Origin of the sequence: Kineococcus auxinigenes (genome assembly GCF_050871525.1) — a bacterium.
Classification (GTDB): Bacteria; Actinomycetota; Actinomycetes; order Actinomycetales; family Kineococcaceae; genus Kineococcus.
In genome coordinates this window covers 155,657-181,996 of sequence record NZ_JBKBCT010000003.1, presented here as the reverse complement: position 1 = coordinate 181,996, position 26,340 = coordinate 155,657, and the positions used below count along the sequence as shown (strand labels likewise).

The window sequence follows — 26,340 nt, the reverse complement described above, 5'->3', positions numbered from 1 at the left end:
TCTCATCGGACGTAGCGCACGTTGGCCGTCATGCCGGCCTCGAAGTGGTAGACGTTGTGGCAGTGGAACATCCACTCGCCGGGGTTGTCCGCGTCGAAGTCGATGCTCATCGACTGCCCCGGCAGCACCAGGGCGGTGTCCTTGCGCAGCCCGCCGTAGTCGGGGATCGCGAAGGTGTGCCCGTGGGTGTGCATCGGGTGCCACATCGACGTGGTGTTGTTCATGGTGATGCGGACCCGTTCCCCCTGGCGCACGACGAGGTTCCCGGCGTCGGCGCCCGCCATCCCCCAGGCGTACCTGCCCGCGACCTCGATGAGGTCGACGGAGTAGGAGCGGTCCGGTTCGCGGGGGTCCAGCGCGGAGCGCTCGGCGGGTCGCATCGCACTCTCCAGGACGAGCCGGCCCGAGAGCTCGGGCAGGTCGGGGGCGTCGGCGAGGGGGGCGGCGGACCCGGCGGCGTCCCGGGTGCGCAGGACGGCGGCGGCGTGCCCGCTGCGGCCCTCCACCACGGCCACGAGGGGCCAGGTGCCGGAGCGGGCCGTGAGGAGGACGTCGTAGCGCTGCGCCGCTCCGATCACGAGGGCGTCGGTGACCACGGGCTCGACGTCGAAGCCGTCCGCGGCGATCACCGTCATCTCGTGCCCGCCGACCGCGACGCGGTAGGCGGTCTCGGCCGCCGCGTTCACCAGTCGCAGGCGCACGCGTGCGCCCGGCGCGGCCTCCAGGACCGCGGGGTCCTCCGGTGCCCGGCCGTTGACCAGGTGCAGCGGGTAGGTGATGTGGCCCGTCATGCCGCCCAGGGGGTCGGAGCTGCCGTGGTCGCCCGTGACGAGGCCGGCTGCGGTCGCGGCCTCGCTCGCCGAGGGGGCGGCGGGTGCGGCCGCCCCGTGACCGGCGTGGCCGCCGTGGCCGCCCGTGAGGGCGGGGTTCAGCGCCTGGAGGACGGCGTCCGGGGTGGTGCCGAGCCCGTCGACCCAGTCGTCGAGGACCACGACGAACTCCTCGTCGGCGCCGGAGGAGTCCTCCGGGTCCTCCACGACCAGGGGCCCCAGCATCGCCCGGTCGGACTGCATCCCGGAGTGCGAGTGGTACCAGTAGGTCCCCGGGTCGGGCAGGACGAAGTCGTAGGTGAACTCCCCGCCGGCGGCGATCGCCTCCTGGGTGGTGGGCGCCGCACCGTCCATGTCGTTGCGGCAGGCGATGCCGTGCCAGTGCACCGTGGTGCTCTCGGGGAGCTCGTTGCGCACGACCGCCCGGAGGCGGTCGCCGCGCCCGACACGGATCTCCGGGGCGGCCAGGCCGTCGCCGTACACCCAGGTGTCCACCACCCGGCCGGCGATGTCCACGGTCGCCGCGCGCGCGACGAGGCCGACGTCGACGGTGCGCCCGGAGGCGCTGCGCCGGGCTTCGGTGGCGGCGACCTCGGGGTCGGTCGCGGCCACGTAGTCCAGGGCGGGTGCGCTGGGGCCCGGGGCGGCCCGCCCCTCGCCGCTGCAGCCGGCGAGCGCCACCCCGGCACCGGCCGCCCCGCCGAGCAGCAGGCCGCGCCGGCCCAGGACCCCTCCTCCCGGCAGCAACGGGGAGCGCACTCGCTGCTGCTGCGGGGTTCCACTCCTCATCCGCGCGCCTCGGGCGCGAGCAGACCGGACACGCTCTCGACGTTGCCGGTGATCTCGACAGAGCTCTTCTCGGTGCCGGTGGCGGCGTCGAACCCCTTGAGCAGGGTCGGCGCTTCGCCGTCGGCCTCGGGGCCCTCGCCCAGGACGTAGAGGGTGGTCCCGGCGGTGTCGAAGGCGAAGGAGTCCACGGAGCTCATCCCCAGCGACTCCAGCGTCAGGGTCGCCACGGGGGCCAGGCCCGCTGCGTCGCGCAGCTGCACCTGCACGGCGTCGCCGCCGCGGGCGGAGTGCGGGTGGACGGCGCTGTCGGTGTAGGCGACGGCGATCCGTGTGGCGTCCGCGTTCACCGCCGTGTCCGCGAACCGGCCGGAGTCGATGCCGACGTTGCCCAGGGGCGCCTGCGGCTCCTCGGGCAGCCCGTCCGAGAAGTCGAACAGGTAGGCGTCGCCGTTCGCGCCGACCAGGAGCCCGGCGTCGGCCGCGGTGGCCGTGCTCGCCTCCCGATTGCTGACGAAGTCGTCGGGCAGGACCTCGGCGCGGCCGGCCTCGACGGGCACGCCGTCCTCGTCGATGGTGATCCGCACGAGTTCCCGGGACTGCTCGCAGACGGAGTAGACGTCGTGGCCCACGACCCACGTGAAGGGGCCGCAGCCGACGAGCGGGAGCATGCCGCTCTGCTCCCCGGCTCCCAGGTCCACGACGCGCAGGCCGTACGTGCCGTCGTCCCAGGTCACGAAGTACTCCCGGTCGCCGGTGACGGCGTGCGAGCCGTCGCGCGAGTGCACCCGGGCCGTGTCGGGCAGGGCGATCTCCTGCGGTTCCAGGAGGTCCCCGGAGTAGCGGGAGACGGTGAAGTCGGCCTGCCCCCTGTTCCCGCGGGGCCGCCACACCTCCGCGGCCAGCACGGCCGGCTCGTCGGAGGACTCGGTGACGAAGGCGTGCACGACCGGGTCCCAGATCCCGGGTCCGGTGGCGATGCGCGACTCCACGACACCGGTGGCCGGGTCGACCACGTCCCACACGTACTCCAGGCCGCCGGAGCCGCTCTCCCGGGTGACCATGCGGTCGGCGGGGACCGGGGGGATCTCGCTCACGTGCAGCGGTTCGGGGATCGTGTCGCCGATCTCCTGGTCGTCGGCGCCGAGGGAGATCCCCTCCCCCGGCGTGGTGTACGGCGGCGGGCTGAACGTCGGTTCACCGGCGGCCGGCTCGGCCGCGGCGGCGGATCCGGCCGGCTGGTCGTCACCGGTGCAGCCGGTGACCAGGACCACCGCCACCAGGGGCGCGGCGAGCGCCGCGGCGCGTGCTCTGCTGAGCTTCACGTGGGGAACACCTTTCGTCGATCGAGGGGCCGCGGCCGGCGGTCGTCCGCCCGCCGGCCGCGGTTCACAGCACCGCTGCCGCTGCGACGCCGGCCAGCAGCGCCAGGGCCGTCCCGCCCAGCAGGCGGGCGGGGTTGTCCAGCAGGAGCGTCCGCCCCAGGTGCCGGTCGAGCTCCCCGCGGCGGGCGCTGGGGAGCGCCGCCCACGAGGAGGCCGTGCGGCCCAGGGCCATCAAGGTCCACCCCACGGCCCCCCACCAGGGGGAGCCGGCGAGCAGGACGGCGAGGTTGAGCAGGTAGAAGGCGGTGGTGCGGATGAAGATGAGGTACCCCGGGCCGATGAGGACCCCGAACCCGAGGGCGACCAGGCGCGGCTGGTACTTGCGTCGCCACCCCGCCGGGACCTGCCGGGAACGCTGCGGGTGCGGCAGGGTGACCAGGCGCATCTCGTGCAGCGCGTACGCGGCGGCGACCGCCGCCCAGCCGAGGAAACCCCACGCCGTCGGGACGCGGGCGCCGAGGTCCTGCACGACCCCGCCGAGCGCACCGACCGCGGCGCCCGTGGGGATCGCCGTGAGCAGCAGCCCCAGGGTGTACCAGAGGATCCGTCGCACGGGTGTCGAGCGCCCGCGGACCGCGGGCTTGGGCGCCACCGTGGTGGCGACCAGCGAGTAGCCTCAAGGCGACCAGCTGGCCCCGATCCCCGACAGCAGAGCGGCCGGCAGCACGAGCAGCCCCCAGGAGGGGTGGGGTTCCACCAGCGCCGCCAGCACCAGCCCCGCCACCAGCGCCACCGTCCACGCGCCGAGCCGGGCGCGGCGGCCGTGGGCCGCTGCGACGGGCGGCTTCGAGAACGCCGGCGCCGGGTGCGTGCCGGGAGGGCTCACGCCCCTGCCCCGACCTTGGGCCGGGCGGCCGGCCGCGGGGTGCAGTCCTCACCGATGATCGGTGCCATGGTGCAGGTGTAGGACTGCGACTCGTCGGAGACGCACCAGATGATCTCCTGGTCGTAGCTGCCGGAGACCGGGTTGTACATCACGGCCTGCGCATCGGGCTCACCGCAGTAGTTCGTCGAGCACGAGGAGGCTCCGCAGCAGTCGTAGTAGGCGATGAGGTACGTCTTGCCGGTGGTGGGTTCGGTGCAGCACCCCACCCAGAACTCCGCGCCCGGCTTGCTGCCGGGGGCGCAGGTGGTCACCCCGCCGCCCGTGCAGGAGGAGCAGGGGCGGCCGTCCATGTTGCACCAGCGCCAGTACTCGCACTCGGCGGGGTTGCTGCCCTCGTAGACGGGCAGCAGGGGCTCGGTGCCCGGCGCGGCCGGTGCACCCGGTGCCGCCTGCGCGGAGCGGGTGACGGGCAGCGCCCCGATCATCGCCACCCCCGTCAGGCCCATCGTCCAGGCGCCCAGCTTGCTCAGGGCGGAGCGGCGCGAGACGCGCTCGGACAGCCGCCGGGTCACCCGGCTGGTGCGGGATCCGCCCTGGCCCGCCAGCCAGTCCGCCTGCTCCTGCACGGTCCTCTCGTCGACGGCGAACTGCTTCTCGTGGGTCTCGTCGGGGTTGGGCACGGTTCTCCTCTCATCGGTCCTGCCTCTGGTCCCCGCGGGATCGCGGGTGCACCGGGATCAGCCGCTCGACCCGGTCGCCGGGCTCAGCCGGCGAGCTCGACCCGGGCGTTCCGGTGCAGGTGCTGCACCGAGGGGGTTCCGGTCTCCAGGGCGTTGAGCAGGCTCTCCACCTGCTGCAGGTGGTTGCACAGGCCCTTGGCGCGGATGACGCCGTGCTCGTCGAGGACGACGCCGTAGGGGGTGGTGCCCACCTGGTAGGCGACGCCGACGTCCCGGGCGTCGACGTAGCTGAGCTCGTCGGAGATCCTGCCGGCGGCGAGGAACTCGGCGTGCTCCTCCGGCGTGCCGTCGGAGACCATGACGACCTCCAGGTCCCGCTCGGCCCGCGCCAGGGCGCGGATGCCGGGCAGCAGGCTCTTGCAGGTCGAGCAGTTGGGCCCGGTGAACATCAGCAGTTGCGGCTTGACGCGGTGCCCACCGACGCTGACGGTGCGGCCGAGGTGGTCGGTCAGCCCGCTGAACGCGGGGCCGGTCTCCTCGACCTTCGGGCCGGAGTCCATCATCCGGGCGCCGAGCGGCCCCAGGCGCACCTGGACCCGGCCGACCTCGCGGGCCAGTGCGAGCACCATCAGCAGCAGCCCGGTCACCGCCAGGGTCAGCACGCCGGTCATCACGAGCAGGAACGTGGTCATCGGGGTCTTCCTCGTCTCGTCGCACCCGCGGAGCGGGCCGGGGAACAGGGTTTCGGGGACCTCAGCGGGACGTGTGCGCCAGGGCAGCGCGGTAGCGCACCGACGCGCCGGCGAGGTGGGTGTCCGCGCGGGTGGGGCCGCGGTCCACGACGCGGGTGACGCGGGCCACCACCAGCGCCAGCAGCAGGACCACCGCTGCCAGGCACGCGCCCTGGAGCCTCTCGGTCACCGCGGGGGCGGCGGGGTCGGCCAGGACGAGCACGGCGGAGGCCGCCCCGAGGGCCGCGGCGCGCAGTGCGTGCCACGGGCCGATGCGGGCCACCTCCCCGGCGGGCGCTCCCGTGAAACCGAAGCAGCCGCAGTCGATGTCCCGCCGCCCGCGGGCGAGGTTCACGACCAGCCCGGTGGTGAACGCCGCGAACAGGACGACGGCGACCGCGGCTGCCGCCGGGGTGGCGACGCCGACGACGAGGGCCCCTCCGGCGAGCACCTCGGCGACGGGCACGACGCGCGCCGTCGGCCGGGCGAGGGGTTCCGGCAGGATGCGGAAACCCCGCACGACGCGCGAGAACGCCCGCGGCGCCAGGAGTTTCGGGGTTCCGGCGAGGACGAGCACCAACCCCACGAAAGCGCTCACAGCGCTCCAGGCCACGACTGCCCTCCTCTTCTTGAGCGATCGCTCAGCACGCTGAACTCTCACGGCCCGGAGTTTCCCGGCAGTGTCCCCCGTGTAAGGGCTGTGTTAACGCTCAGGACCGTCGTAGGATCCGGTGGTGCCCCGCGCGGTGGACCGGCAGCAGCGCCGCGACGAGTTCGTCGACGCGTTCTTGTCGATCGTCGCCGACGGCGGTCTCGAGGCGGCGACCTCCCGCGCGGTGGCCGCGCGCGGAGGTGCCTCGGTCGGGGCGCTGTGGCACTACTTCGACACCTTCGACGAACTCCTCGCCGAGGCCTCCCGGCAGGTCAGCCGCCGGGCCGGTCGGCGCCGGGACGCCCGGATGGCGGCGAACCGCGGCCTCACCGCCCTGCAGGTGCTGCTGGAGGAGTTCTTCCCCCTCGACAGGACCACGCAGGACGAGGCGAGGGTCCTCATCGCCTTCTGGGGGCGCGTCGCCCACCACGAGCAGCTGCGCGACGTGTACGAGGCGGACTCCGACGAGTGGTTCGGCTGCGTGCGCAGGTGCCTGCGCGAAGCCGTCGAGGACGGCGAACTCGCGGCCTCCACCCCCGTCGAGGAGCTCACCGCCGTGGTGTGGCACCTGGGCGTCGCCGGCCAGACGGACTCCGTCGTGTTCCACCCGCACGCGGACCCCGCCCAGCGCCTGCGGGTCGTGTGGACCGTCCTGGCCCCCCACCGTCCGAGCCCTGAGTGCTCGCCGGTGCGCGCGGGCCCCGGTCCCCGCGGTGGTGCGAGCTGAGTCAGGGGCGGGGTCGGGGCGCTGCCGGCGCTGGGGTCACGAGGTCACGAGGTCACGGGGTCACGAGGTCACGAGGTCACGAGGTCACGAGGTCACGTGCGTAGCAGAGCGAGAGCGGCTCGCCGGCGTAGGAGCCGAAGTTCTCGATGCGCTCGTACCCCTCGCGCTCGTAGAACCGCACCGCCTCCGGTTGCGCGGTCCCCGTCTCCAGCAGCAGGCGCGTCACGCCGAGGCGCCCGGCAGCGCGTTCGAGCTCGCGCAGCACGGCGGTGGCGACGCCGCTGCCGCGAGACCCCGGGCGCACGTACATCCGCTTGACCTCGGCGCTGCCCGGGCCCAGCGGCCGCAACCCGCCGCACGCCACGGCGGTGCCCAGCTCGTCGCGGGCGACGAGGAACACGGCGACGTCGGCGGCGGTGGGCGCGGTGCCGGGTTCGTGGTCGTCGCTGCCGTAGCGGGCGTCCAGCTCGGCGCGCTGGGCGGCGCGCAGCGCGGCGCCGTCGGGGGCGTCCCAGTCCTCTTCGGCGATCCGCCAGCGCCCCGGTGGTTCCTCCTGAACAGTTACCATCACAGGCGTTACGGTAACAGCCGTTCCGCTACGGTGGTCGGGTGCCCAGGAGACGAGACGTGGACGAGCAGCGCGAACGCCTCTCGGCGGCGACGTGGTCGGTGCTGGCCGAGCACGGCCTGGCCGGGCTGACGCTGCGCGCGGTCGCCGAGCGCGCCGGGTGCACCACGGGCCTGCTGATGCACACCTTCGCCGACAAGCGCGCCCTGCTGCTGCACGCCCGCGCGCTGCTGCACGAACGCGCCGCCCGCAGCGCCGAGGCCGCGGAGGCGGGCACCACCGACCCCGCCGGGCGACTGCGCGCGGTGCTGCACCAGGCGGCCTGCCTCACCCCCGCCAAGCGCGAGGACGCCCGCGTGTGGCTGGCGTTCCTGGCCGCCGCGGCCGCCGACGAGGAGCTGGCCGCCGCCCACCGGGAGGGCAACCGGGTGTTCGTCCGGCGGGTCGAGCGGCTGCTGGGCGAGGCGCACCCCGGCCTGCCGCGGGCGCGACGCGCCGCCCGCGCGCGCGGGCTGGTCGCGCTGGTGGAGGGCCTGAACTCGCTGGCCGCCGTGGACCCGGCCACCTACCCCGCCCGCGCCCAGGCCGCGGCGATCGACGACGCGGTGCAGGCCGCGACCTCCTGAACCCCGGGTGCGGTCCCGGCCGGGCGGGGGCAGGCTGTGCGCGACGGAAGCCGCGACGCAGGAGGAGGAAGAGACGTGCAGATCCCCAAGGAGCTGGTCCTCCAGCTCATCCGGGAGAAGTTCAACGACGACGGCAAGGCGCAGGAGGCCGACTCCCAGCTGCCGGGCCAGGTCGACACCGAGCAGCACTCCGGCCTGCTGGACAAGTTCGGCGTCAACCCCTCCGAGCTGATCGCCAAGTTCACCGGCGGTGGCGGTGGTGGGGGCGGCGGTCTCGGCGGCATCGCCGGGAAGATCGGCCTGTAGGCACCTCAGCCACGACCCGCGACCCCCGCACCCCGCACCCCGGCGCACGAGCCGCCGGGGTGCGGGGGTCGCGCCGTTCAGCCGGGTCGGTCAGCCCAGGTCGGTGGAGGTGGCGAGCACCACCCCGCTCACCCGCACCCCCTCGTCGGTGACGGTGAGGTCCCGGAGCTCCACCTCGCCGGGCACCTCGTCCAGGGCCACGGTCCAGCCGTCCAGGGCGTCCACGCCGGCGGAGGCCAGCAGCCGGCGGGCGCGAGAGAGCGGCACCTCCTGGCCGGCGGCCTCGGCGGCCACCGGCACCAGCTGCACCGCGTCCCCGTCCAGGCGGGGTTCGACGGTCAGCGACAGCTCCGTGCTCAGGCCCAGCACCCGCACGGTCGTGGCGGCCCGCACGTCGTCCCCGTCGCGCGTGAGCACCACGTCCAGCGGCCCGGTGTCCACCTGCTGGAGGAGCTCGGCGAAACCCGCGTCGGCGGTGAAGGTCCCCGCGGCGACGTCCACGGTGCCCGAGCCGCCCGCCAGCGCGCCCAGCGGTGCGCGCACGGCGGGCAGGTGCACCCGCACCTCGTCCAGGGTGATCTCGCCGGCTGGCACCTGCCCGGCGGTGACGGCGACGTCCTCGTAGCGCCCGCGCAGCGCCTGCCACAGGAACGACCCGCCGCCGAGGTCCACCTGCGGCTCCTGCGGCAGCGCCAGGCGCTGCTGCAGCTCCTGCTCGGCCCGCCCGGTCGCCCAGGCGCGGGCGGCCAGGTCGGCGCCGACCAGCACGACGGCCAGCGCCACGAGCGTCACGACGACGCGCACGAGGGTGCTCCGGGACCGTGCCACGCCCCCACTCTGCCCCAGGCGCAGCGACCCGCACCCGCCTACCCTGCCGGGGTGGGGCCACGGCAGCGCGAGCGCACCCTCGTGGTGTGCGCCGCCTTCGACGCGGGCCTGGAGGAGTCGCTGGCCGCGGTGCGCCGCTCGCTGCGCGCCGCGGGGGTGCGCGCGCCCGCCGTCCCCCGGCACCGCCCGCACCTGACCGTCCTGGGCGCCGGCTGCCCGCCGGAGGGCACGGCCGCCTTCACCTCCTCCGTCGCCGCGGCGGCCGCCGCGCTGCCGCCCGTGCCCGTGGTGCTGGACGAGGCCGGCACGTTCGGGCGCGGCGCGGTGCTGTGGGCGGGCTGCCGCGAGGCGGGCGCGCTGCGCGACTGGCACGCGGACGCCGTCGAGGCCCTGACCGCCCACGGCCTGCGCAACGGGTTCGCGACGTCCGCGCCGGGCCGCTGGGTGCCGCACTGCACGCTGGCGCGGCGGGTGCGGGCCGCCCCGGCGCTGGCGGCGCTGGAGCCGCTGCTGCCCCTGGCCGGGCGGGTGGAGGCGCTGGCGGTCGTGGAGGTCGGCGGCACCGGGGACCTGGCGCTGTCCGCGCTGGGCGGCTGAGGCCATCCTGGGGCGGTGCGCGCGGCCCGGTTGCTGACGATGGCGATGCTGCTGCAGACGCGGCCGCTGGTGACGGCGCGGGAGCTGGCCGAGCGGCTGGAGGTGTCCGAGCGGACCGTGCAGCGCGACGTCGCCGAACTGGTCGCGGCGGGCGTGCCGGTGGTCTCGGTGCGCGGCGTGGCCGGGGGTTACCGCATCGCCGACGGCCACCGGCACCGCACGAGCGGGCTGTCCGCGGCGGAGGCGGAGGCGGTCACGTTCCTGGGCCTGGGCGGTGTCGCCGAGGACCTGGGGTTCGCCGACGTGGTGGGCGGCGCGCAGCTGAAGCTGCTGGCGGGCACCACCCCGGAGGGCCGCGAGCGCGCCCGGCGGGTGGCCTCGCGCTTCCACCTGGACACCGACCGCTGGTTCGGCACGGCGGAACCGGCGCCGGCGCTGCTGGCGCTGGCGCGCGCGGTGTGGGACGAGCGCCGGGTGCGGGTGCGCCACCACCGCCGTACCGGGGAGCGCACGGAGCGGGTGCTGGACCCGCTGGGGCTGGTCCTCAAGGGCGAGTGGTACCTGCTGGCGCAGCGCGAGGGGGAACTGCGCACCTACCGGGTCTCGCGGCTGGCCGACGTGGAGGTGCTCGAGGACCGGGCGCGGCGGCCGGCGGGTTTCGACCTGCAGCGGGCCTGGCGCGAGCACCTGGCGCGGGCGGAGGCGGCGCGCGAGGCGCTGGAGGTGACGGTGCGGGCGCAGCCGTCGGCGCTGCCGGGGTTGCGCCGGGTGGCGTCGGCGGCGGCCCAGCCGCACCTGCCGGTGGTCGCCGACGGCCTGCCGGTGGACGCGGCGGGCCGCGTGGAGGTCCGGGTGGCCTTCGACGCGCGCGAGTGGGCGCTGACGACGCTGCTGGGGTTCGGCGCGGACGTGGAGGTCCTGGCGCCGGCGGACGTGCGCGAGGCCGTCGCCGCGAGGGCGCGGGCGACGGCCTCCCTGTACGAGCAGGGCCCCCCACCGCCGCAGCGGTGAGGGGCCCTGAACGCGGTGGGTCAGCTGGTGCGGGTGCGGTCGCCGGCGTGGTCGAGCCCGGAGCGCACGTCGCGGGTGTCGTCGTCACCCTCGACCTCCTTGGCGAGCAGGCCGGAGCCGATGGCCCAGATCGCCGCACCGAGGATGCCGACGTAGACGCCGATCTCCGGGGTGAGACCGTCGCCGCGCTCGAGGCCGCCCATGGGGTGCAGCGCGAAGGCGATGCACTGCAGGGTGGTGGCCAGCGCCACGGCCATGGAGGCCAGGGTCAGCCCGCGGTGCTGGCCGCGGCGGGCGCGCTTGCGGGCGTAGGCGAGCGCCAGCAGGAAGCCGAGGCCCAGGTAGGCGACGAAGGGGACGAGCGAGTCGGTCTCGTAGCCGACGCGCGCCTGGTCGGTGCCGTCGAACTGCACCCAGTCCAGGAACGGGGAGACGTTGAGGACGACGACGCCGAGGGCGGCGACGCCCAGGCCCTTGCCGCTGGAGCGGCGCGTGTCGTGACGGACGTCGAGGTCGTGCGAACCGGTGGTGGCCAAAGAGGGCTCCTGGGTGTCGGGGTGCCGCACCGCGGCGCGGTGGGCGGATCTGATCGAGGTGGAGCGCGCCGTCGCTGCCTGCGCGGCGGGGGTCGCGGGGACCGTGTCCGGCGACACCGTCCTCCGACTGCCCGCACCACCGCGCCCGGCAGCCGCTCAGCGCGGCCACGTCCTCGGACGGGCGAGCGCCCCCTGCCGGTCCAGCGGGTGTTCCACCGTGGCCGGGGCGTGTGCTCCACCACCAGTTGAGCACGGCACGAACCGGACGGCGACTCGAAGTGCCCGGCGAGCGCTGTCAGGACGTCCTGAAACACGACAGGAACTGACGGGTACCGCTCCTACTGTCGGCGTCGTCCCGCACGACGCGGGGCTCCCGCCCGACGAGGAGGACACCGTGACCGAGACCCCCACCTCCCCCGCTCCCGCGAGCACCGCCGCGGGCACCGACGAGCGCGCCGTCTTCGTGCTGGCCGACGAGGCGCTGCTGGCCGTGGTGCGCCAGGTGCGCGAGGACCAGTGGGACCTGCCCACCCGCGCCGAGGTCACCACGAGCGACCCCGACAGCGACCCGACGCTGCGCGAGCTGCTGAACTACCACGCCTACGACGACGCCTGGGTGCCGGCGATGCTGGCCGGGCGCACGATGGCCGAGGTCGGCGAGGACGCCCACAGCGGCGACCTGCTGGGCGCGGACCCGGTGGCGGCCTTCGAGCGCCTCGTCGAGGACGCGGTGGCCGCCGCGCAGGGGCTGGACGACCCGGACCGCACCGTGCACTGCTCCTTCGGCGACTACAGCGCCCGCGACTACCTGTGGCAGGTGATCTCCTTCCGGGCGCTGCGGGCGGTGGAGATCGCCCGCCTCATCGGCGCCGACGACCAGCTCGAGCCGGAGCTGGTGGAGGCGCTGCTGGCGTACCTGCGCGTGCACGCCGAGGAGTGGCGCTCGTACGGCGTGTTCGGCCCGGCGCTGCCCGCGCCGGAGGGCGCCACCGCGCAGGAGGAGCTGCTGGCGCTGACCGGCCGCCGCCCCCGCTGAGCGGCCCCGCTCGAGCACGCGGGGAAGCCTGGCGGGCCGGTCGTGGTTGCAGCGGGCATGAGCACTCAGGCACTGACCCTGGAGACGCACGACGAGACCGTCAAGGACGGCATCGTGCTGATCGACTTCTGGGCGGAGTGGTGCGGGCCGTGCCGCCAGTTCGGCCCGGTGTTCGAGCGGGCGTCCCAGAAGCACGAGGACATCACGTTCACGAAGGTGGACACCGAGGACCAGCAGCAGCTGGCCGCCCGCTACGGCATCACGTCCATCCCGACGCTGGTGGCGTACCGCGACGGCATCCCCGTGTTCGGCCAGCCCGGCGCCCTGCCGGAGACCGCGCTGGAGCAGCTCATCGAGCAGGTCCGCGCCCTGGACATGGACACGGTGAAGCAGCAGTACGCCCAGGCGATGGAGCAGCAGCGCGCCCAGCAGCAGGCGCAGGCGGCGCGGGGGGCGCAGGAGCAGCGCACCGGCACCGCGGTGCGCGCCGGCACCGACCCGGCGGCGTTCTGACGCCCTGAACGTCCCACGCACCGCGAACGGCCCCGCACCCCCCTCCCGGGGTGCGGGGCCGTTCGGCGTCGCAGGGTGCTCAGCGGCCGGCGCGCGCCCGCTGCTCGGCCGGCACGGCGCGGCGGGTCACCGCGTACAGCACCACCCCGACGGCGAGCAGGATCGCGGCCCGCAGCCACACCCCCGCCTCCTGCTGGGTGAGCAGCGCGACGCAGGCGACGATGCCGAGCACCGGCAGCGCGGTGGGTGCGCGGTAGTGCCGGTGGGCGACGTCGTCGCGGCGCAGCACGAGCACGGCCACGTTGGTGGCGATGAAGACGAACAGCAGCAGCAGCACGACGGTGGCGGCGAGGTCGGCGAGGTCGCCGGTGGCCACCAGGGCCATGGACACCAGGGTGGTCACGATGATCGCCACCCAGGGGGTGCGGCGGTTCGGCAGGACGCGGCCCAGCACGCGCGGCAGCAAGCCCTCGACGGCCATGCCGTAGGTGAGGCGGCTGCACATGATGGCGGTCAGCAGGGCGCCGTTGGCGACGGCGATGAGCGCGATCAGCGAGTACAGCCACCCGGGCAGGCCGACGTCGGCGACGCGCACGACCTCCAGCAGCGGCCCGGAGGACGAGGCGATCTCGTCCGGCGCCACCGCGGTGGAGACGGCCAGGCCGACGAGCACGTACACGACGCCGGCGACGGCCAGGCCGCCGAACAGGGCGCGCGGGTAGGTGCGCGAGGGGTCCACGGCCTCCTCGGCGATGTTCGCGGAGGTCTCGAAGCCGACGAAGGAGTAGAACGCCAGCACGGAGGCGGCGAGGATGCCGGTGACGGCGGACTGGCCGGGCGCGAACTCCAGGGTGCGGCCGGCGTCGCCGTCGCCGCGGCCCAGGATGACGACCGCGAGCGCCACGATCAGCAGCAGGCCACCGACCTCGATGACCGTCATGGCGACGTTGGCGCGCAGCGAGTCCTTGATGCCGCGCATGTTGAGCAGCGCCACCAGGGTCAGGAAGACCAGCGCGGCCGGCAGGGCCGGCACGTCCACGAGCGCGCCGAGGTAGTCGCCGGAGAACGCGATCGACAGCCCGGCGACGCTGGTGACGCCGGCGGCGAGCATGGAGAAGCCGACGAGGAAGGACACGACCGGTCGCTTGAAGGCGCGCTGCGCGAAGACCGCCGCTCCCCCGGCCTTGGGGTACTTGGTGACCAGCTCCGCGTAGGAGGTGGCCGTCAGGGTCGCCAGGACCAGGGCCACGACGAACGGCACCCAGATGGCGCCGCCGACCTCCCCGGCCAGCACGCCGACGAGGGCGTAGATGCCGGCGCCGAGGACGTCGCCGAGGATGAAGAGGAACAGCAGCTTGCCGCTGATCGCGCGTCTGAGGCCCGTGGTCTGGACCTCCGGGGTGGTCCCCGCCTGTGTGCTCACCCCGAATCCCTACCCCAAGCCCGCCCCCGCGGCACCTCGACGCCACTCCTGCGGGCGAGGGCTCCTCACAGCCTGAAGGCCTCCCGGGGCCGGGCGACGACGAGGTCCACGGCCGTCTCCGCGGCCTCGTCGAGGGTGAGGCGGTGCTGGGCGACCAGGTCGGCGAGGTAGCCGCACTCGACGCGCCGGTTGGTGTCGTGCCGGGCGGGGATGGACAGGAAGGCGCGGGTGTCGTCGATGAAGCCGGAGGTGCGGGCGAACCCGGCCGTCTCGGTGACCGCCCGGCGGTAGCGGGTGATCGCGTCGGGGGCGTCGATGAACCACCAGGGGGCGCCCACGTACACGGAGGGGTAGAACCCGGCCAGCGGCGCCAGCTCCCGCGAGAACGTCGTCTCGTCGATCGTGAAGAGGACCACCTGGAACCCCGGTGCGGTGCCGAAGGCGTCGAGCACGGGGCGCAGAGCACGGGTGAACTCCACGGTGGTGGGGATGTCGGCACCGACGTCGCTGCCGTACCGCTGCGCGGTGGCGGGGTGGTGGTCGCGGCACACCCCCGGGTGCAGCGTCATGACCATGCCGTCGTCGGCGGCCAGGCGGGCCTGCTCGAAGAGGAGGTGCCGGCGCAGCGCGTCCCCCTCGGCGGGGGTGACCCGCCCGGCGCGGGCGGCGGCGTAGAGCCGTTCCGCGTCGTGCGGCTCCAGCGGTTCGGCGCGGGCGTCGGCGTGGGCGTGGTCGCTGGAGACGGCGCCGTGGGCGCGGAAGTGCGCGCGCCGCTCGACCATCGCGGCGACCCAGCCGGCCATGGTGCCGGTGTCCACCCCGGCGACGGCGCCGAGCGCGTCGACGCGCTCGGCCCAGCCGGGCCGGCCCGCTTCGAGGTACGCGTCGGGCCGGAAGGTGGGGACGACGCGCCCGCGCCAGTGCGGGTCGTCGAGGAGGGCGCGGTGGTGGCGCAGGTCGTCGCACGGGTCGTCGGTGGTGGCGAGGACCTCGATGCCGAAGCGCTCGAAGAGCGCGCGCGGGCGGAACGGCGGGGTGGCCAGGCGCTCGGCGATCGCGTCGTACACGTCGTCCGCCGTGGCGGCGGAGGGCACGACGTCGACGCCGAAGACCTCCACGAGCTGCGCCTCCAGCCACGTCTTGACGGCCGTGCCGCGGAAGACCGGCCAGTGCGCGCACAGCAGCCGGAACGCCTGGCGCCGCTGCTGCGGGGTGGGGTCCGCCACCCCGACCCCCAGGTCGGCCAGGCTCACGCCTTGCGCGTGCAGGAGGCGGGTGACGTAGTGGTCGGGCGTCAGCAGCAGCGACGTCGGGTCCTCGAACGCGGCGTCCTCCGCGAGCCAGCTCGCCGGCACGTGACCGTGCGGGGAGGTGATCGGCAGGTCCTCGACCGCCTGGTACAGCTCGCGCGCGATGCCGCGCGTGGTGGGGTCGGCCGGCAGGAGGCGGTCCGGGTGCAGCGTCAGCGCGGTCACGCGGCCATCCTCGGCGGCGGCTGCTCCGCGCCACAACCGGTCGCCGGGGTGCTGCGACCCCTGCGCAGGCCGTGGGCGGGGCGGCTAGGCTCGCCCCGCGGGCGACCGCGAGGGCCTCTAGCTCAACTGGCAGAGCAGCGGACTTTTAATCCGCGGGTTCAGGGTTCGAGCCCCTGGGGGCCCACACGGCGTCTGACCTGCAGCCTCACCCCCTGGGAGGGCTCCTCGCCGTGATCGACTTCCTGCGGCCATGCCACGGCCACATCCGCCGCCCTGGCCCTCCGCGCGTACGCCACGGCGGCCGCGATCGCGTCGGCTGCTTCCCGCGCCACCTCGGGCACGACGTGCGTGTAGAGGCTGCTCGTGCTGTTCGCCGTGGAGTGGCCCAGTCGGGCGCTGACGACCTTGATGTCGACGCCGGCGGCCAGGGCCGAGCTGGCGTGCACGTGCCGGAGGTCGTGCAGTCGGATGCGCCCCGCACCGGCCTCGGCCACAGACCGGTCGAACAGGTGGGCAACGAAGTCGGATCGCAGCATCTTGCCGTGACGATCATGGTGGCACCCTCACGTCCACCGGCGCGCAGCGGAATCCCAGGCCGTCCCTACCCCGCCGTCCACGAGCGGGTCGGCGAAGGTCGTCACGTCTGCGACGACATCGGCCAAGTTCTCGGGGAGGTGCCGGCCATCGGCGGCCAGCGACGATCGGTAGGTCGCGTGGTTCCGGGCGCGGAGGGCCACGAGGTCGGCAGTGACCGTCGACAGAGCTACGAGTTCGGTCCCGCGGTGGCCAGCTGTGGCGGCCAGGGCCTGGGACACGGCCTGCCTCTCGAAGGCGTGGCGGCCGGTCAGCGTTCAGATGTCGGCGTAGTCCTTCATCCGGGAGTTGGCGTCGCCCAGGACGATGGCGGTGCAGATCTTTTCCGCGAACACGGCCTCCAGCGAGTAATCCAGGACGGTCACGGGCGCACTGCCCGGCCGCACGGACGGCAACTGCACCAGGCGGGGCCCGGGAGTGACGGGGTCGCCGAAGTTGATGTCGAGGCTCACCTTGATCTGCGCGGTCGCGAGCTCCGCGGTGAACGTGACCCGGACGCCCGCGTACAACCCCTCCTCGCGGATGGTGCGAGTTCGCACGCTCGACGCTTCGAAGGTGATCCCATCGGCCCCGTCGGGATCCGGCTGGGTCGCGATCCCGACGACGGCCGCGGCGATGGTGTCGTGGTCGGCGGGGCTGGTGCGGTCGACGGGGGTCACCGAGCTCCGGCGATGTCGAGGGCGGTCAGGGTGATGGTCGCGATGCGAAGGGCGCGGGCGTAGCGGTAGACCTCGGCTCGGCGCGCGTCCGGGCGTGCGAGGTAGCGGTTCAGTGCGCTGTAGGCGACGTCGTGGCCGAACCGGTGGCGCAGGCGCAGGAGGTCGACGACGGTGCGGGCCGGGTCGTAGACGGGCACGAACTCCCCTGGAGCGGCCTCGACCTCGGTGACGCCCAGCTGGTGAGTGGCCGGGTCGAACCGCAGCACGGTGGTCGGGGGCTGGGTGATCCGGGGCGGGTGCGTTCTGCTCGAGACCGCGATGTGCACCTCGAACGGTGCGACGTCGGTGAGGTCGTGGACGGCGGCCGCACTGAGGGTGCAGACCACGGCGTTCGGGGCCCGGAGGTTGACCGCGAGCAGGTCCGGGTGCGTCGGCGGGGGCGCGTCGGCGTGGCGAAACACCCCGCGGGACAGCTCGACGACCTCACCGGTGTCGCGCCAGCGGTACAGCGCACGGGTCGAGACCCCGGCCGTCCGGGCCTGGCCGGCAGTGAACGTCGGCGGGAGCGTGTCGATCTCCACGAGACAAAAGCGTACACTGGTTACGCGGCAGTGTATGGATTTGTCTCGGACTCACCCTCCGAGGCGGCCACGTTCAGCAACTCACAGGCCCGGCGCAGGACCGTCGACCGCGTGACCGGCACCCCTCCCCGGTGGCGAGCTCACGTCGAGGCGGCGTTCCGTGCGATGCCCACTGAATCCGGAGGACACGGGGAGCCCTGATGTGCCGATGCGCAGTCGAGACGCGAGTGCCCAGGGGGTCGGCCGATCGACCCGCAGGGCCCTGTGGGGTTCAGGCCCCTGGGTCTGCTGCACGTGCCGAGGGAGCAGCACCCCCGCTCCGGGCGTCAGCGCCAGTTGGGGTCCATCGTCAGCGACGCCAGCGGGTCGGCCATCCACGCGTCGAACTCCTCGACCGTCACGAACAACGGTCGGCCGGAGAAGCACCGGGTGACCTCGCTCAGCCGCTTGAGGGCCTCGTCAGGGCCGGCGCTGGTGACGGCGATCAACGCGTCGTCCAGCAGTGGGCTGACGGTCGAGGTGACGTAGGCGTTGCGCTGCTCACCGAGCGCGCACTCGGCCTGGCCGAGCAGGAGCGCCGTGGCGACCGCGGTGGCTGCCTCGTCGTCCAGGACCTGCATCCGCTCGTCGTCGAGGCGCTCGGTGCGGGCGGCGGCGAGGGCGGTGCGCAACCCCTGGGTGATGAGGGTCGCCGCCGCCTGCGCCACGAGACCACCAGCGAGCGCCCCCACGACCGGCACGGGGATCACCGTCTGGGCGACCGCGCCGCACACCCCGGTCAGCGTGGCGCGCAGGGCGGCCTCGCAGCAGCGTGCGGCGAGCTCGCCGGAGTCGATGTCGCCGCGGGCGAAGGCGATCCCGGCTTCGGTGACCTCGACGACGGCCTCCGCCGTGGAGGCCGGTGACGATCCCCTGCCCAGGGCGGCGGGCAGGGTCCCGGCCTTCGCGGCGATGCCGATGCTCTTGCCCACGCCGGCGACTGCACCGGAACGCACCGCGGCGCGTGCGGCGGCCCCGGCGGCGCTGGCGGCCGCAGCGGCCGCCGACGTCTCCCCCGCCCGCACCCGGGCGGCGTGGCCGGCGGCCTCCACGAGGCCGGCGAGAGCCGCTCCTGTCGCGGCACCGGCTGCCACCGCGGCGCCGACCTCGCGGGACGCGGCGGCGGCGGCCTGCCGGTTCCCCCACCTCACGGGGTCCGCGGCCGCCCGGTACGCCTCCTCGGTCGACACCGGGCGGCTGCGCACGTCCCCGGCGTGCAGGGCGTCCGTAACGTGCGCGCGGGCGTCGACGTAGTCGGCGTAGCCGATGCCCTCGGCGTCGAGGGTCAGGCGCCGGTCGAGCAGGTCCTCGACGGCTGCGAGCTGGTCCTGGGCGATGAGGCGCTGCATGCCCTCGTAGCGGTCGCTGGCGATGCTCCTGGCGGTGGTCGTGGCGCGGCCCATCACCTTGGCCTGAGCCGCGGCCAGCAACCGCCCGCCGTCGACGACGTGCAGGTCGGCCGCTGCGTTCTGCGAACCGCCGACGGCCCACTCGGTGGTGGGGGCACGCACCGTCGAGCCCTGGGCGATCGCGTCCCGGTTGAAGGACGCCTCGTGCATCACCTCGAACAGGTGCCCGGCACGCTGGGGCAAGCCGGTGTTGCGGTACCGCTGCGCGACCTGCTGGGCGATCCCCCGGATGCGCAACGCCTCCGCGGTCTGCTCGGCGAGCTTGCGCGTCGAGGCGTTGACGAGCGCCCAGGTCGCCGCGTCCACGCCGCTGCGCCGGAGCCTGCGGCGTCGTCCGGCGGGCTCGTCAGGACCGCCGGGCACGCTGGGGCCGTCGGGGTTCACGGGACGGGCCCGGTGGCCGGTGCGTCACCGGCGGGTTCGGGACCATCGCCCACGAGGTCCTGCAGGCGCTGCCTGGCGTCGTCGACGACCTGCCCGGACAGGTCGGTGACCGTCCCGTCCTCGTCGGTCAGCGGCGTGGACATGATCGAGATCGTCGTCGTCACCAGGGACACCACCGTGGCCACCCGGGCGCGCTGGGCCGGGGAGTAGGTGGCGTAGTCATCGTCGGCCTCGACGAGGGCCTGCAGCTGCGGCATGTGCGCACCGGCTTCGGCGCGCAGGTCGCCCAGGACGGCGCGCACCTGACGGCTGCGGGCGATCACCGCCGCGGTGCGCTGCTCGGCGCGGGTGAGATCGACGTCAGCGCGGCCGAGCTCCTGCGCGGTCTGCTGCTGCTTCCTGCGCTGCCGGCGTCCCTGCCAGGAGACCACCCCGACGGTGGCGAGCAGCACCGGCGCCGCCACCAGCCCGCCCAGGACGACGGTGCCCGCGGCCACGCCGCCGCCCCCCGCCGCGAGCGATCCACCGCCGAGCCAGGCGAGCGTGGCGCTGGTGGCGGCGGCCCCGGAGAGGGTGGAGATCGCGGTGCCGGTGGAGGCGGCCGCGAAGGCGCCCACGGTGGCGAAGGCCGTCGCACCGGCCCCGGCGCCCGCGGTCAGCCCACCGGCCAGCGCGCCGACCGTGCGCAGGGCGCTCAGCCGCACCTGGACGACCTCGACCTGCGGTGCCGAACCCGTGGTGGGCAGGTCGATGCCCGCCAGCTCGGCCAGGTCGACGTTCTTCAGCCGCGCGAAGACGTCCCGGAAGGGCACCAGGACCTCGTCGTAGACCTCCCGCCGGCGCTGCTCCTGCGCGGTGCGCTCACGCTCCGCGCGGGTGAGCAGCGCCGCGTGGCGGTCCTCGAACTCCTCGGCCTGCGCCCGGTTGGCGCGGGCCAGCCGGGCAGCCTCGACGAGAGCGATGGCCACGCTGCCTCCTTCCTCCGGTGTCAGTCCCCGACCGCACCGGCGCTGGATCCGCCGTCGTCCCCCGGCTCGTCGCCCGCGTCGTCGGCCGGGGGCATCCCGGTGGCGTCGTCGGGCAGCTTCGGCGCCGGCGGCACCCACGGGCGCAGCGGCTGCACCACGGCGCGGTAGAAGTCCTCCAGCGCATCGGTGACGGAGGGGATGAACGCTCCCCGCACCCCCGAGCGCTTGGTGCCCATCGATGTGGTGCGTGTCAGGGTGAAGGCGGCGACCTGCGCGTTCTTGTCGGGCAGCAGCATCGCCGGGGCATCGCGCACGTCGCGCAACTGCTCGCACGTGCTCTCCGCCCGCCCGGTGAAGTGGGTGTCGATCAGCAGATCGGCGGGCGCGTCGCTCAGCTGGCGCAGCAGCCAGCCGATGCGCCGCTGCCCACCACCTTCCTGCGGGGCGGCCACGCGCACGGAGGTGCGCACCCGACTGGTGCGCAGGTCGGCGACGACGGTGACCGGGCCGACGGCGCCGGGGACCCGCAGCGTCGCCTCCAGCTGCCCGTCCTCGGCCAGCTGCGCGGTGGTGGCCTTGATGCGCGCGGCCGGGTCGTTGGCGACCTTGCGCGGCAGCACGTGCGCGACGGCGACGCCCAGCTCCGCGGTCAGGCGCAGGCGCAGCTGGCGCACCAGGCGGATCCACGCCTCGGCCACCGCCGGCGCCTTGCGGTCGCTCGGGCGCAGGGTTCCCGCGGCGACCGCTTCGCGCACGGCCACCCACGCCGGGCCCATGTCCTCGAAACCCGAAGCGCCCGAGCGGGGGTGCTGCAGGTAGCGGATCAGCTCGTTCAGCAACCACGCCTGCTGGGTGTCGGCCACCCCGCGGTGGGTCAGCGTCATCTGCGCCTCGTGCACGACCTCGGCCCAGGACAGGTGGTGCAGGGCGACCTTGCCGCGCAGCTTGCGCCGGTCGACCTCCACCGGGTGCTCACCGGCGCCGGGCGAGATCTCGTTGGAGAGGGTGATGACGGCGTCGAAACCCTGCTCGCGGGCGACGTCGAGGTAGTTCTCCACCTGCGCCCGGCGCAGCTGCCCGTCCCCGGTCTTGACCTCCAGCAGCCCGGTCCAGGTGCGCCCGGCGCGCGCAACGCGGATGACGCCGTCGGGGATGACGGTGTTCTCACCCAGCGGGAAAGGCACCTCCAGGTACGTCTCCACCGCCCCGCCGGGGGCGTCGAAGTAACCGGTCAGGCTCCGGGCGAAGGCCCGCACCCCCATCATCGTGGCCAGCAGCGCGGAGGTGGCGCGCTTCTCCTGCTCCTCACCGGTGCCGACGCCGGAGATGGAGAAGACGCGGGCCGGCTGCCAGGAATCGTCCAGGCGCAGCCGCAGCGGCGGCACCGCCGGGCGGGCGGCCTTGGCCTTGCGGGTGCGCACCTCCTTGGCCCGGGCGGGCGCGGTCTCGGCGGCTGGTGCGGAGGGCACGACGGGCGGGGCGGGGTCTGTGCTGCCGTCTGCCGTGCCCGGCACGTCCACCGCCTCGGACGGTTCTGCCGGAGGTGCGCTCGGCGCAGCACCGGTCACCGGGTCCGCCGGCTCGTCCTCCTGGGGCTCGAGCACCTCGACGAGGTCGTCACCGCGATCGCCCGCGTCGTCGTGAGCCGCGCTCAGCACCTGCGGGCCCGCGGCGAGCGCACCGCTCCGCTCGGCCGGTGCCTGCCCGGTGACCTCCACGGACAGCGCTGCGGCAGCTGAAGAGGCATCGGCAGCGAACTCGTCGCCGGCCTGGTCGGCGTCGCCGGGAGCACCGTCGCCTCCGTCGACGGGTTCCCCCGTGTCGGCGCTGTCGGTCACGTCGACGCCGAAGTCCTGCGCCAGTCCGGCCAGGCCGGTGTCCCAGCCCTGCCCGACCGCACGGACCTTCCACTCCTGGTCGCGCCGGTACAGCTCGGCCAGCACGTACACGGTCTCGTCGCCGGCCTCGGCGCCCGCCACCCGCGCCAGGACCTCTCCTCCGCCGCTGAGCACCAGCCGCAGGCCCGGCACCTGCCCGAAGGTGCCCTCGTTCACGCTGGCGGTCAGCACCACGAAGGCGGCATCGTCCGGGACCTCGTCCAGGTCGACGCTGACGCGCTCCTCCGCGCCGGTCTCGGTGCTGGTGCGCCCGAGGTGGCGCACGGCGCCTTCCGGCGAGGTGGTCTGGTTGTAGAAGACGAAGTGCCCGTCGCTGAGCACCCGGCGGTCGGCACCCAGCAGCAGCGCGGAGGCGTCGATGTCCGCCGCGCCCTCCTCGCTCTCGTCCCAGCTGAGCACCGCGCGCAGGCGCCGGACCTGCGCGGGCAGCGCCCGGTTGGCACCCCGCGGCAGCGTCGTCCCCTCCACCCCTGCAGTCTCACCCAGTCCCGCGGTTTCCGCAGCGAACCAGCGCAGGACGTGCGTCTTCGAGCACCGGTGCTGCCGTCGAGCGCCGACGGCACCTCCTCCACGACTGCGGCGAAAACGCCCCCCTCGACCACCACGAGGCGTGACAATGGCGCTCTCCGGCACACACCTGAAGGAACGGCAGCATGGCGATCTTCCGTAGGCGGTCCCCGCTCGAACAGGCCCGGCACCTGCACGACGCGTGGCTGGCCGCCGCCCACGCCGAGCGCCGCTACGCGCACAGCAGCGACACCCGCGCGGAGGAGCGCACCCGGGCCCGCCTCGTCGCGCACCTCGACGCACACGGGCTCAGCGGTGGCGCCTACGACCCGCGCGGCCAGGAGCGCGACTCGCGCCCCCTGCCTGCACGCAGCAGCGTCCCGCCCGCACCGGTTCCGTCGTCGGAGCCCGAGCCGTCGGCGACCCTCCTCGTGGAGGCACCGTCCACCCCGCTGGCACAGCCCCTGAAGAGCGCGTGAGCCTGCGCCGCTGACAGCCGCCCCGCTCAGGGGCGGTCGGGCTGCTCCCGGTGGCGGGTGCGCTCCGTGGAGGTGACGTCGGCCGTGCGCGCACCGCCCTCCGCCGCGTCGGCCGTCCCGCCTGGCCCGGTCAGCGGCCTCGCGCCCTCACCACTGCCGGTGAGCACGACGCCCTTGAGCAGCGGCTGCACGCCCTCGGACTCCTTCACCGAGGAGATCCACACGTCCTCCGGGTGGGTCTGCTCGCCGGCGTGGACGTCCTCGGCGGTGCGCAGCTTGGCGACCTTGTGGATGAGGACGCCGAAGCCGACCTTGGCGGCGATGTCGGCGAAGGAGAAACCGACCTGGATGGTGGTGGTCCAGCCGGCGCCGGGGAGCCAGTTGTGGATGGCGTAGGCGATGGGGTACCAGCCCCACACGCTGAGCAGCACGATGGCGGCGTTGCGGTACGACGCGTACGCCTGCGCGCTCATCGAACCCTTCGAGGAGCGCAGCACGCGGATGAGCAGGACGTACAGGGCGGCGTAGAAGGCGGTGCTGACGAGTCCCCAGACGAACAGTTCCGTCTGGTCCGTGCCGGCGCCGTCGACCGTGGCGCCCAGGTACCCGGTGAAGATCATGAGGAACGCCGCGGCGACGAGGGCCGCCCGCATCGAGCGCGCGCGGGCGCCGACCAGGCCGGAGACGGCCAGGAACTCCACCATCAGCAGCGGCACCGTGACCGACCAGTCCATGTACCTCGGCGTGAGGGTGTTCAGCGCCTCCGCGTTCGGGAAGTACGTCCCGTCGGCGTACGTGTAACCCTGGTCGAACTTCAGCACCAGGTAGGCGTACGACAGCGCCGCCACCGCTGCGATGGCCAGCGAGGCGTGGGCCGCGGTGCGGTAGCGGGCGCCGACCTCGCCGGTGGACCTCCACGTCCACAGGAACTGCGCGAACAGCGCCAGCCCGGCGACCGTCATCGCGTACTGGATGAGGTCGTGCTGCCCGGCGCTGAGCGCGACGACCTCGGGGCGGACCACGTCGGCTGCGATCACGGGGGGCCTTCCTGGTGGTTCGACCGGCGGCGACCGTCGTCCAGGTCACCGCCGGCCACCGTACGGGCGCGTGCAGCCGGCCGCGCGCTCAACGCCCCAGCCGCTGCGCGAGGGCGAGCGCGTCGAACGGGGCCCGCCCGGCCATCGTGTTGTCGAAGTACACGAACACGTCCCACCCACCCGCCGACCACGCCCGCACCCGTTGCGCCCAGTCGTCGAGGGCGGCGTCGTCGTAACCGCTGACGTACAGCTCGGGCGAGCCGTGCAACCGCACGTAGGAGAAGTCGGCGGTCTGCTCCTGCAGCAGCGGCCAACGCCCGCCGGTGTCGGCGGTGACGAGCGCGACGCCGTGCGCGCGCAGCACGTCGGCGAGCCCGGGGTTCTCGTGGCTGCGGTGGCGCACCTCCACGGCGTGCCGCAGCGGGCGCTCCTCCACCCCGGCGGGCGCGGTCGTGGCATCGGGCGCGTCCTCGCGGGAGGCGGCGAGTTCCGCGGCGGCGGTCGTGGTTCTCGGCAGCAGGGCGCAGAACCGCGCCAGCACCTCCGCGTCGAAGCGCAGGCCCGGCGGCAGCTGCCACAGCACCGGCCCGAGCTTGTCGCCCAGGTCCAGCACCCCGGAGGCGAAGAAGGCGGCGAGCGCGTCCTGCACGCCCACGAGTCGGTGCTCGTGGGTGACGGTCCGCCAGCCCTTGACGCTGAAGCAGAAACCCGGTGGGGTGCGCCGCACCCACGAGAGGTAGTTCCCCGGGCGTTGCAGGGCGTAGAACGAGGCGTTCAGCTCCACGGTTTCCAGCCGGTCGGCGAGGTGCTCCAGCTCCCGGCGCTGCGCCAGGCCGGGCGGGTAGAACACCCCGCGCCACTCCGGGTAGGTCCAGCCGGAGGTCCCGATCCGCACGCGCCCCACGAGCCCGGAACCCGGTCAGGGGGCGGTGAGCACCACGGGGCCGTCCTCGGTGACGGCGATGGTGTGCTCGGCGTGCGCGGCGCGGCGCTTGTCGAGGGTGACGACCGACCAGCCGTCGCGGGCGGTGCGGTAGCCCTCGCCGCCGGCGAGCAGCATCGGCTCGATCGCCAGGGTGCTGCCGGGCTCCAATCGCACCGCCGGGGCGCCGGGCAGCGGGCGGTTCGGCACGAACGGCGCCTCGTGCATGCTGCGCCCGATGCCGTGACCACCGTGGTCGGGCAGGTGGGAGTAGCCGTGGCGGCGGGCCACCTCGTCGATCGCGCGCGCCACGTCCGGCAGGGTCGCGCCGGGGCGGGCGGCGGCGATGCCCGCCGCCAGGGCCTCCTCGGTGGCTCGCACCAGCCGCACGTCGGCCTCGTCCTGGTGCCCGACGTGGACGGTGATCGCCGAGTCGCCGTTCCAGCCGTCGAAGATGGCGCCGGCGTCGATGCTGAGCAGGTCCCCGTCGTCGAGGCGGCGGCCGGTGGGGCGCCCGTGCACGACGACCTCGTTGACGGACAGGCAGAGCACGCCGTTGAACGGCCGCGGCGCCCAGGAGGGGGCGTAGCCGAGGAACGACGGCAGGGCACCGGCCTCGCGGATGCTCGTCTGCGCGATCTCGTCCAGGTCGCGCAGCTTCGCGCCGGGCACGGCCGCAGCGCGCACCGCCTGCAGGGTGCGGGCCACGACGCGGCCGGCCTCGCGCATGGCGTCCAGCTCGGCGGCGGTGCGGACGGGGAAGGCGGGTGCGTCGCTCACCGCACGAGTATCGCCCCGCGCCGGGTGCGGCAGCGGCCGGTCACCCCCGGGGACGTGCCGGGCGGGCGCGGGCAGCACCCTCGCCCGGGTCGGCACCCCCGAGGCGCCGCCGCACCTCGTCGGGCAGCGCGGGGCGCGCGTGGCGGGGCATCCCGGCGACCACGAGCGCGTAGGAGTCCAGCACGAGTTCCTCGACCAGCTGCGCCGTGACGCCGGGGCCGCCGGCCACGGAGATCCAGTGCCGCTTGTCCACGTGGTACCCGGCGGTGATGCCGTCGAACTCCTGCCGCAGCGCCTCAGCGTGCTCCGGGTCGCACTTGAGCGTGGTGATCGCCCGCCCGGTCGCCTCGCCGGCGATGCAGAACACCTTCCCGGCCACCTTGTGCACGTCGTGCTCGGGACCGAACGGCCAGCTCAGGGTGACGTCGGGCAGCTCCGCCGCCACCCGGGCCGCGACCTCCTGCACCGCCGTGCCGTCGAGGGGTGCGCCACCGTCCGGGGTGGAGGGGGTGCGCTCGCTCACCCGCCCATCGTGCTGCCCCGGCCG

The 26,340-nt window shown here is 74.8% G+C and carries 30 protein-coding genes and 1 tRNA gene; 9 read left to right on the top strand and 22 right to left on the bottom strand.

Annotated elements, in window-relative coordinates:
* Positions 1-2: 2 nt before the first annotated feature.
* The 7 genes from ACRYR9_RS02710 to ACRYR9_RS02680 form a co-directional block, all read right to left on the bottom strand.
* Entirely contained in the window at positions 3-1,619 is a 1,617-nt protein-coding gene (locus ACRYR9_RS02710) for a multicopper oxidase family protein (protein ID WP_432492630.1), read from the bottom strand.
* Positions 1,616-2,941 carry a hypothetical protein gene (locus tag ACRYR9_RS02705; protein ID WP_432492628.1) on the bottom strand — a complete coding sequence of 442 codons (1,326 nt, stop codon included), beginning with the start codon at positions 2,939-2,941 and terminating at the stop codon, positions 1,616-1,618. Before ACRYR9_RS02705 ends, ACRYR9_RS02710 begins: the two co-directional genes overlap by 4 nt.
* 64 nt (positions 2,942-3,005) lie before the next feature.
* Positions 3,006-3,554, bottom strand: a complete 549-nt coding sequence (locus tag ACRYR9_RS02700; protein WP_432492626.1) for a hypothetical protein — start codon at positions 3,552-3,554, stop codon at positions 3,006-3,008.
* Positions 3,555-3,617: 63 nt separating this feature from the next.
* Positions 3,618-3,827 (bottom strand): hypothetical protein, encoded by a 210-nt coding sequence (locus ACRYR9_RS02695; RefSeq protein WP_432492624.1) that lies wholly within the window; start codon positions 3,825-3,827, stop codon positions 3,618-3,620.
* Complete coding sequence (locus tag ACRYR9_RS02690) at positions 3,824-4,507, bottom strand: methylamine dehydrogenase light chain (protein WP_432492622.1); 684 nt, start codon at positions 4,505-4,507, stop codon at positions 3,824-3,826. Before ACRYR9_RS02690 ends, ACRYR9_RS02695 begins: the two co-directional genes overlap by 4 nt.
* An 83-nt stretch (positions 4,508-4,590) precedes the next feature.
* Positions 4,591-5,199, bottom strand: coding sequence for a redoxin domain-containing protein (locus ACRYR9_RS02685; protein WP_432492620.1), 609 nt, complete (start codon positions 5,197-5,199; stop codon positions 4,591-4,593).
* A gap of 61 nt (positions 5,200-5,260) precedes the next feature.
* Positions 5,261-5,851, bottom strand: a complete 591-nt coding sequence (locus ACRYR9_RS02680) for a MauE/DoxX family redox-associated membrane protein (RefSeq protein ID WP_432492618.1) — start codon at positions 5,849-5,851, stop codon at positions 5,261-5,263.
* 121 nt (positions 5,852-5,972) lie between these two features.
* Here ACRYR9_RS02680 and ACRYR9_RS02675 point away from each other — a divergent pair, with 121 nt between their 5' ends.
* Positions 5,973-6,617 (top strand): TetR/AcrR family transcriptional regulator, encoded by a 645-nt coding sequence (locus ACRYR9_RS02675; RefSeq protein ID WP_432492616.1) that lies wholly within the window; start codon positions 5,973-5,975, stop codon positions 6,615-6,617.
* A 76-nt stretch (positions 6,618-6,693) separates the two neighbouring features.
* Here ACRYR9_RS02675 and ACRYR9_RS02670 read toward each other — a convergent pair whose 3' ends face one another.
* Positions 6,694-7,185 carry a GNAT family N-acetyltransferase gene (locus ACRYR9_RS02670; RefSeq protein ID WP_432492614.1) on the bottom strand — a complete coding sequence of 164 codons (492 nt, stop codon included), beginning with the start codon at positions 7,183-7,185 and terminating at the stop codon, positions 6,694-6,696.
* A 41-nt stretch (positions 7,186-7,226) separates the two neighbouring features.
* Here ACRYR9_RS02670 and ACRYR9_RS02665 point away from each other — a divergent pair, with 41 nt between their 5' ends.
* On the top strand, positions 7,227-7,811 hold the full coding sequence (locus ACRYR9_RS02665) for a TetR family transcriptional regulator C-terminal domain-containing protein (RefSeq protein WP_432492612.1): 585 nt from the start codon (positions 7,227-7,229) through the stop codon (positions 7,809-7,811).
* A 75-nt stretch (positions 7,812-7,886) separates the two neighbouring features.
* Positions 7,887-8,117, top strand: a complete 231-nt coding sequence (locus ACRYR9_RS02660; RefSeq protein ID WP_432492610.1) for a hypothetical protein — start codon at positions 7,887-7,889, stop codon at positions 8,115-8,117.
* A 90-nt stretch (positions 8,118-8,207) separates the two neighbouring features.
* Here ACRYR9_RS02660 and ACRYR9_RS02655 read toward each other — a convergent pair whose 3' ends face one another.
* Complete coding sequence (locus ACRYR9_RS02655) at positions 8,208-8,945, bottom strand: LmeA family phospholipid-binding protein (protein WP_432492608.1); 738 nt, start codon at positions 8,943-8,945, stop codon at positions 8,208-8,210.
* Positions 8,946-8,996: 51 nt separating this feature from the next.
* Here ACRYR9_RS02655 and ACRYR9_RS02650 point away from each other — a divergent pair, with 51 nt between their 5' ends.
* Together ACRYR9_RS02650 and ACRYR9_RS02645 are read left to right on the top strand one after the other, a co-directional pair.
* The gene (locus ACRYR9_RS02650; RefSeq protein ID WP_432492606.1) at positions 8,997-9,542 is read left to right on the top strand and encodes a 2'-5' RNA ligase family protein; all 546 of its coding nucleotides are present in this window, start codon (positions 8,997-8,999) and stop codon (positions 9,540-9,542) included.
* 15 nt (positions 9,543-9,557) lie between these two features.
* Positions 9,558-10,553, top strand: a complete 996-nt coding sequence (locus ACRYR9_RS02645) for a helix-turn-helix transcriptional regulator (RefSeq protein WP_432492604.1) — start codon at positions 9,558-9,560, stop codon at positions 10,551-10,553.
* A 20-nt stretch (positions 10,554-10,573) separates the two neighbouring features.
* Here the strand turns inward: ACRYR9_RS02645 and ACRYR9_RS02640 are convergent, their stop codons facing one another.
* Positions 10,574-11,089 carry a hypothetical protein gene (locus tag ACRYR9_RS02640; protein ID WP_432492602.1) on the bottom strand — a complete coding sequence of 172 codons (516 nt, stop codon included), beginning with the start codon at positions 11,087-11,089 and terminating at the stop codon, positions 10,574-10,576.
* Positions 11,090-11,483: 394 nt separating this feature from the next.
* Here ACRYR9_RS02640 and ACRYR9_RS02635 point away from each other — a divergent pair, with 394 nt between their 5' ends.
* A complete protein-coding gene (locus tag ACRYR9_RS02635) occupies positions 11,484-12,125 on the top strand; it encodes a DinB family protein (RefSeq protein ID WP_432492600.1) in 642 nt (213 codons plus the stop codon).
* A gap of 57 nt (positions 12,126-12,182) precedes the next feature.
* Positions 12,183-12,638 carry a thioredoxin gene (trxA, locus tag ACRYR9_RS02630; protein ID WP_432492598.1) on the top strand — a complete coding sequence of 152 codons (456 nt, stop codon included), beginning with the start codon at positions 12,183-12,185 and terminating at the stop codon, positions 12,636-12,638.
* 79 nt (positions 12,639-12,717) lie between these two features.
* Here the strand turns inward: trxA and ACRYR9_RS02625 are convergent, their stop codons facing one another.
* Positions 12,718-14,061, bottom strand: coding sequence for an APC family permease (locus ACRYR9_RS02625; protein ID WP_432492596.1), 1,344 nt, complete (start codon positions 14,059-14,061; stop codon positions 12,718-12,720).
* A gap of 65 nt (positions 14,062-14,126) precedes the next feature.
* On the bottom strand, positions 14,127-15,536 hold the full coding sequence (uxaC, locus tag ACRYR9_RS02620; RefSeq protein ID WP_432492594.1) for a glucuronate isomerase: 1,410 nt from the start codon (positions 15,534-15,536) through the stop codon (positions 14,127-14,129).
* 111 nt (positions 15,537-15,647) lie between these two features.
* Between uxaC and ACRYR9_RS02615 the strand changes: the two genes are divergently transcribed.
* A tRNA-Lys gene (locus tag ACRYR9_RS02615) sits at positions 15,648-15,720 on the top strand.
* Here the strand turns inward: ACRYR9_RS02615 and ACRYR9_RS02610 are convergent.
* The 6 genes from ACRYR9_RS02610 to ACRYR9_RS02585 all read right to left on the bottom strand — a co-directional run bounded on the left by ACRYR9_RS02610 (position 15,695) and on the right by ACRYR9_RS02585 (position 22,536).
* Complete coding sequence (locus ACRYR9_RS02610) at positions 15,695-16,072, bottom strand: tyrosine-type recombinase/integrase (RefSeq protein ID WP_432492592.1); 378 nt, start codon at positions 16,070-16,072, stop codon at positions 15,695-15,697. The two genes, ACRYR9_RS02615 and ACRYR9_RS02610, sit on opposite strands and share 26 nt — an antisense overlap.
* Before the next feature lie 315 nt (positions 16,073-16,387).
* Complete coding sequence (locus ACRYR9_RS02605; protein ID WP_432492590.1) at positions 16,388-16,789, bottom strand: nucleotidyl transferase AbiEii/AbiGii toxin family protein; 402 nt, start codon at positions 16,787-16,789, stop codon at positions 16,388-16,390.
* Entirely contained in the window at positions 16,786-17,370 is a 585-nt protein-coding gene (locus ACRYR9_RS02600; protein WP_432492588.1) for a type IV toxin-antitoxin system AbiEi family antitoxin domain-containing protein, read from the bottom strand. The genes ACRYR9_RS02605 and ACRYR9_RS02600 overlap by 4 nt, the downstream gene beginning before the upstream one ends.
* Before the next feature lie 326 nt (positions 17,371-17,696).
* On the bottom strand, positions 17,697-19,124 hold the full coding sequence (locus tag ACRYR9_RS02595) for a hypothetical protein (RefSeq protein ID WP_432492586.1): 1,428 nt from the start codon (positions 19,122-19,124) through the stop codon (positions 17,697-17,699).
* A 74-nt stretch (positions 19,125-19,198) separates the two neighbouring features.
* Complete coding sequence (locus tag ACRYR9_RS02590) at positions 19,199-20,170, bottom strand: hypothetical protein (RefSeq protein ID WP_432492584.1); 972 nt, start codon at positions 20,168-20,170, stop codon at positions 19,199-19,201.
* Between the two features lie 20 nt (positions 20,171-20,190).
* On the bottom strand, positions 20,191-22,536 hold the full coding sequence (locus ACRYR9_RS02585) for a TerD family protein (RefSeq protein WP_432492582.1): 2,346 nt from the start codon (positions 22,534-22,536) through the stop codon (positions 20,191-20,193).
* A 185-nt stretch (positions 22,537-22,721) separates the two neighbouring features.
* Between ACRYR9_RS02585 and ACRYR9_RS02580 the strand changes: the two genes are divergently transcribed.
* On the top strand, positions 22,722-23,054 hold the full coding sequence (locus ACRYR9_RS02580) for a hypothetical protein (RefSeq protein WP_432492580.1): 333 nt from the start codon (positions 22,722-22,724) through the stop codon (positions 23,052-23,054).
* Positions 23,055-23,080: 26 nt separating this feature from the next.
* On the opposite strand, the gene ACRYR9_RS02575 is transcribed toward ACRYR9_RS02580, so the two are convergent.
* From ACRYR9_RS02575 to ACRYR9_RS02560, 4 genes are all read right to left on the bottom strand, one after another.
* Positions 23,081-24,091 (bottom strand): bacteriorhodopsin, encoded by a 1,011-nt coding sequence (locus ACRYR9_RS02575; RefSeq protein WP_432492578.1) that lies wholly within the window; start codon positions 24,089-24,091, stop codon positions 23,081-23,083.
* An 88-nt stretch (positions 24,092-24,179) separates the two neighbouring features.
* Positions 24,180-24,986 carry a DUF72 domain-containing protein gene (locus tag ACRYR9_RS02570; protein ID WP_432492576.1) on the bottom strand — a complete coding sequence of 269 codons (807 nt, stop codon included), beginning with the start codon at positions 24,984-24,986 and terminating at the stop codon, positions 24,180-24,182.
* Positions 24,987-25,010: 24 nt separating this feature from the next.
* Positions 25,011-25,793 (bottom strand): type I methionyl aminopeptidase, encoded by a 783-nt coding sequence (map, locus tag ACRYR9_RS02565; RefSeq protein WP_432492574.1) that lies wholly within the window; start codon positions 25,791-25,793, stop codon positions 25,011-25,013.
* A 40-nt stretch (positions 25,794-25,833) separates the two neighbouring features.
* On the bottom strand, positions 25,834-26,316 hold the full coding sequence (locus tag ACRYR9_RS02560) for an MmcQ/YjbR family DNA-binding protein (protein ID WP_432492572.1): 483 nt from the start codon (positions 26,314-26,316) through the stop codon (positions 25,834-25,836).
* Positions 26,317-26,340: the final 24 nt, after the last annotated feature.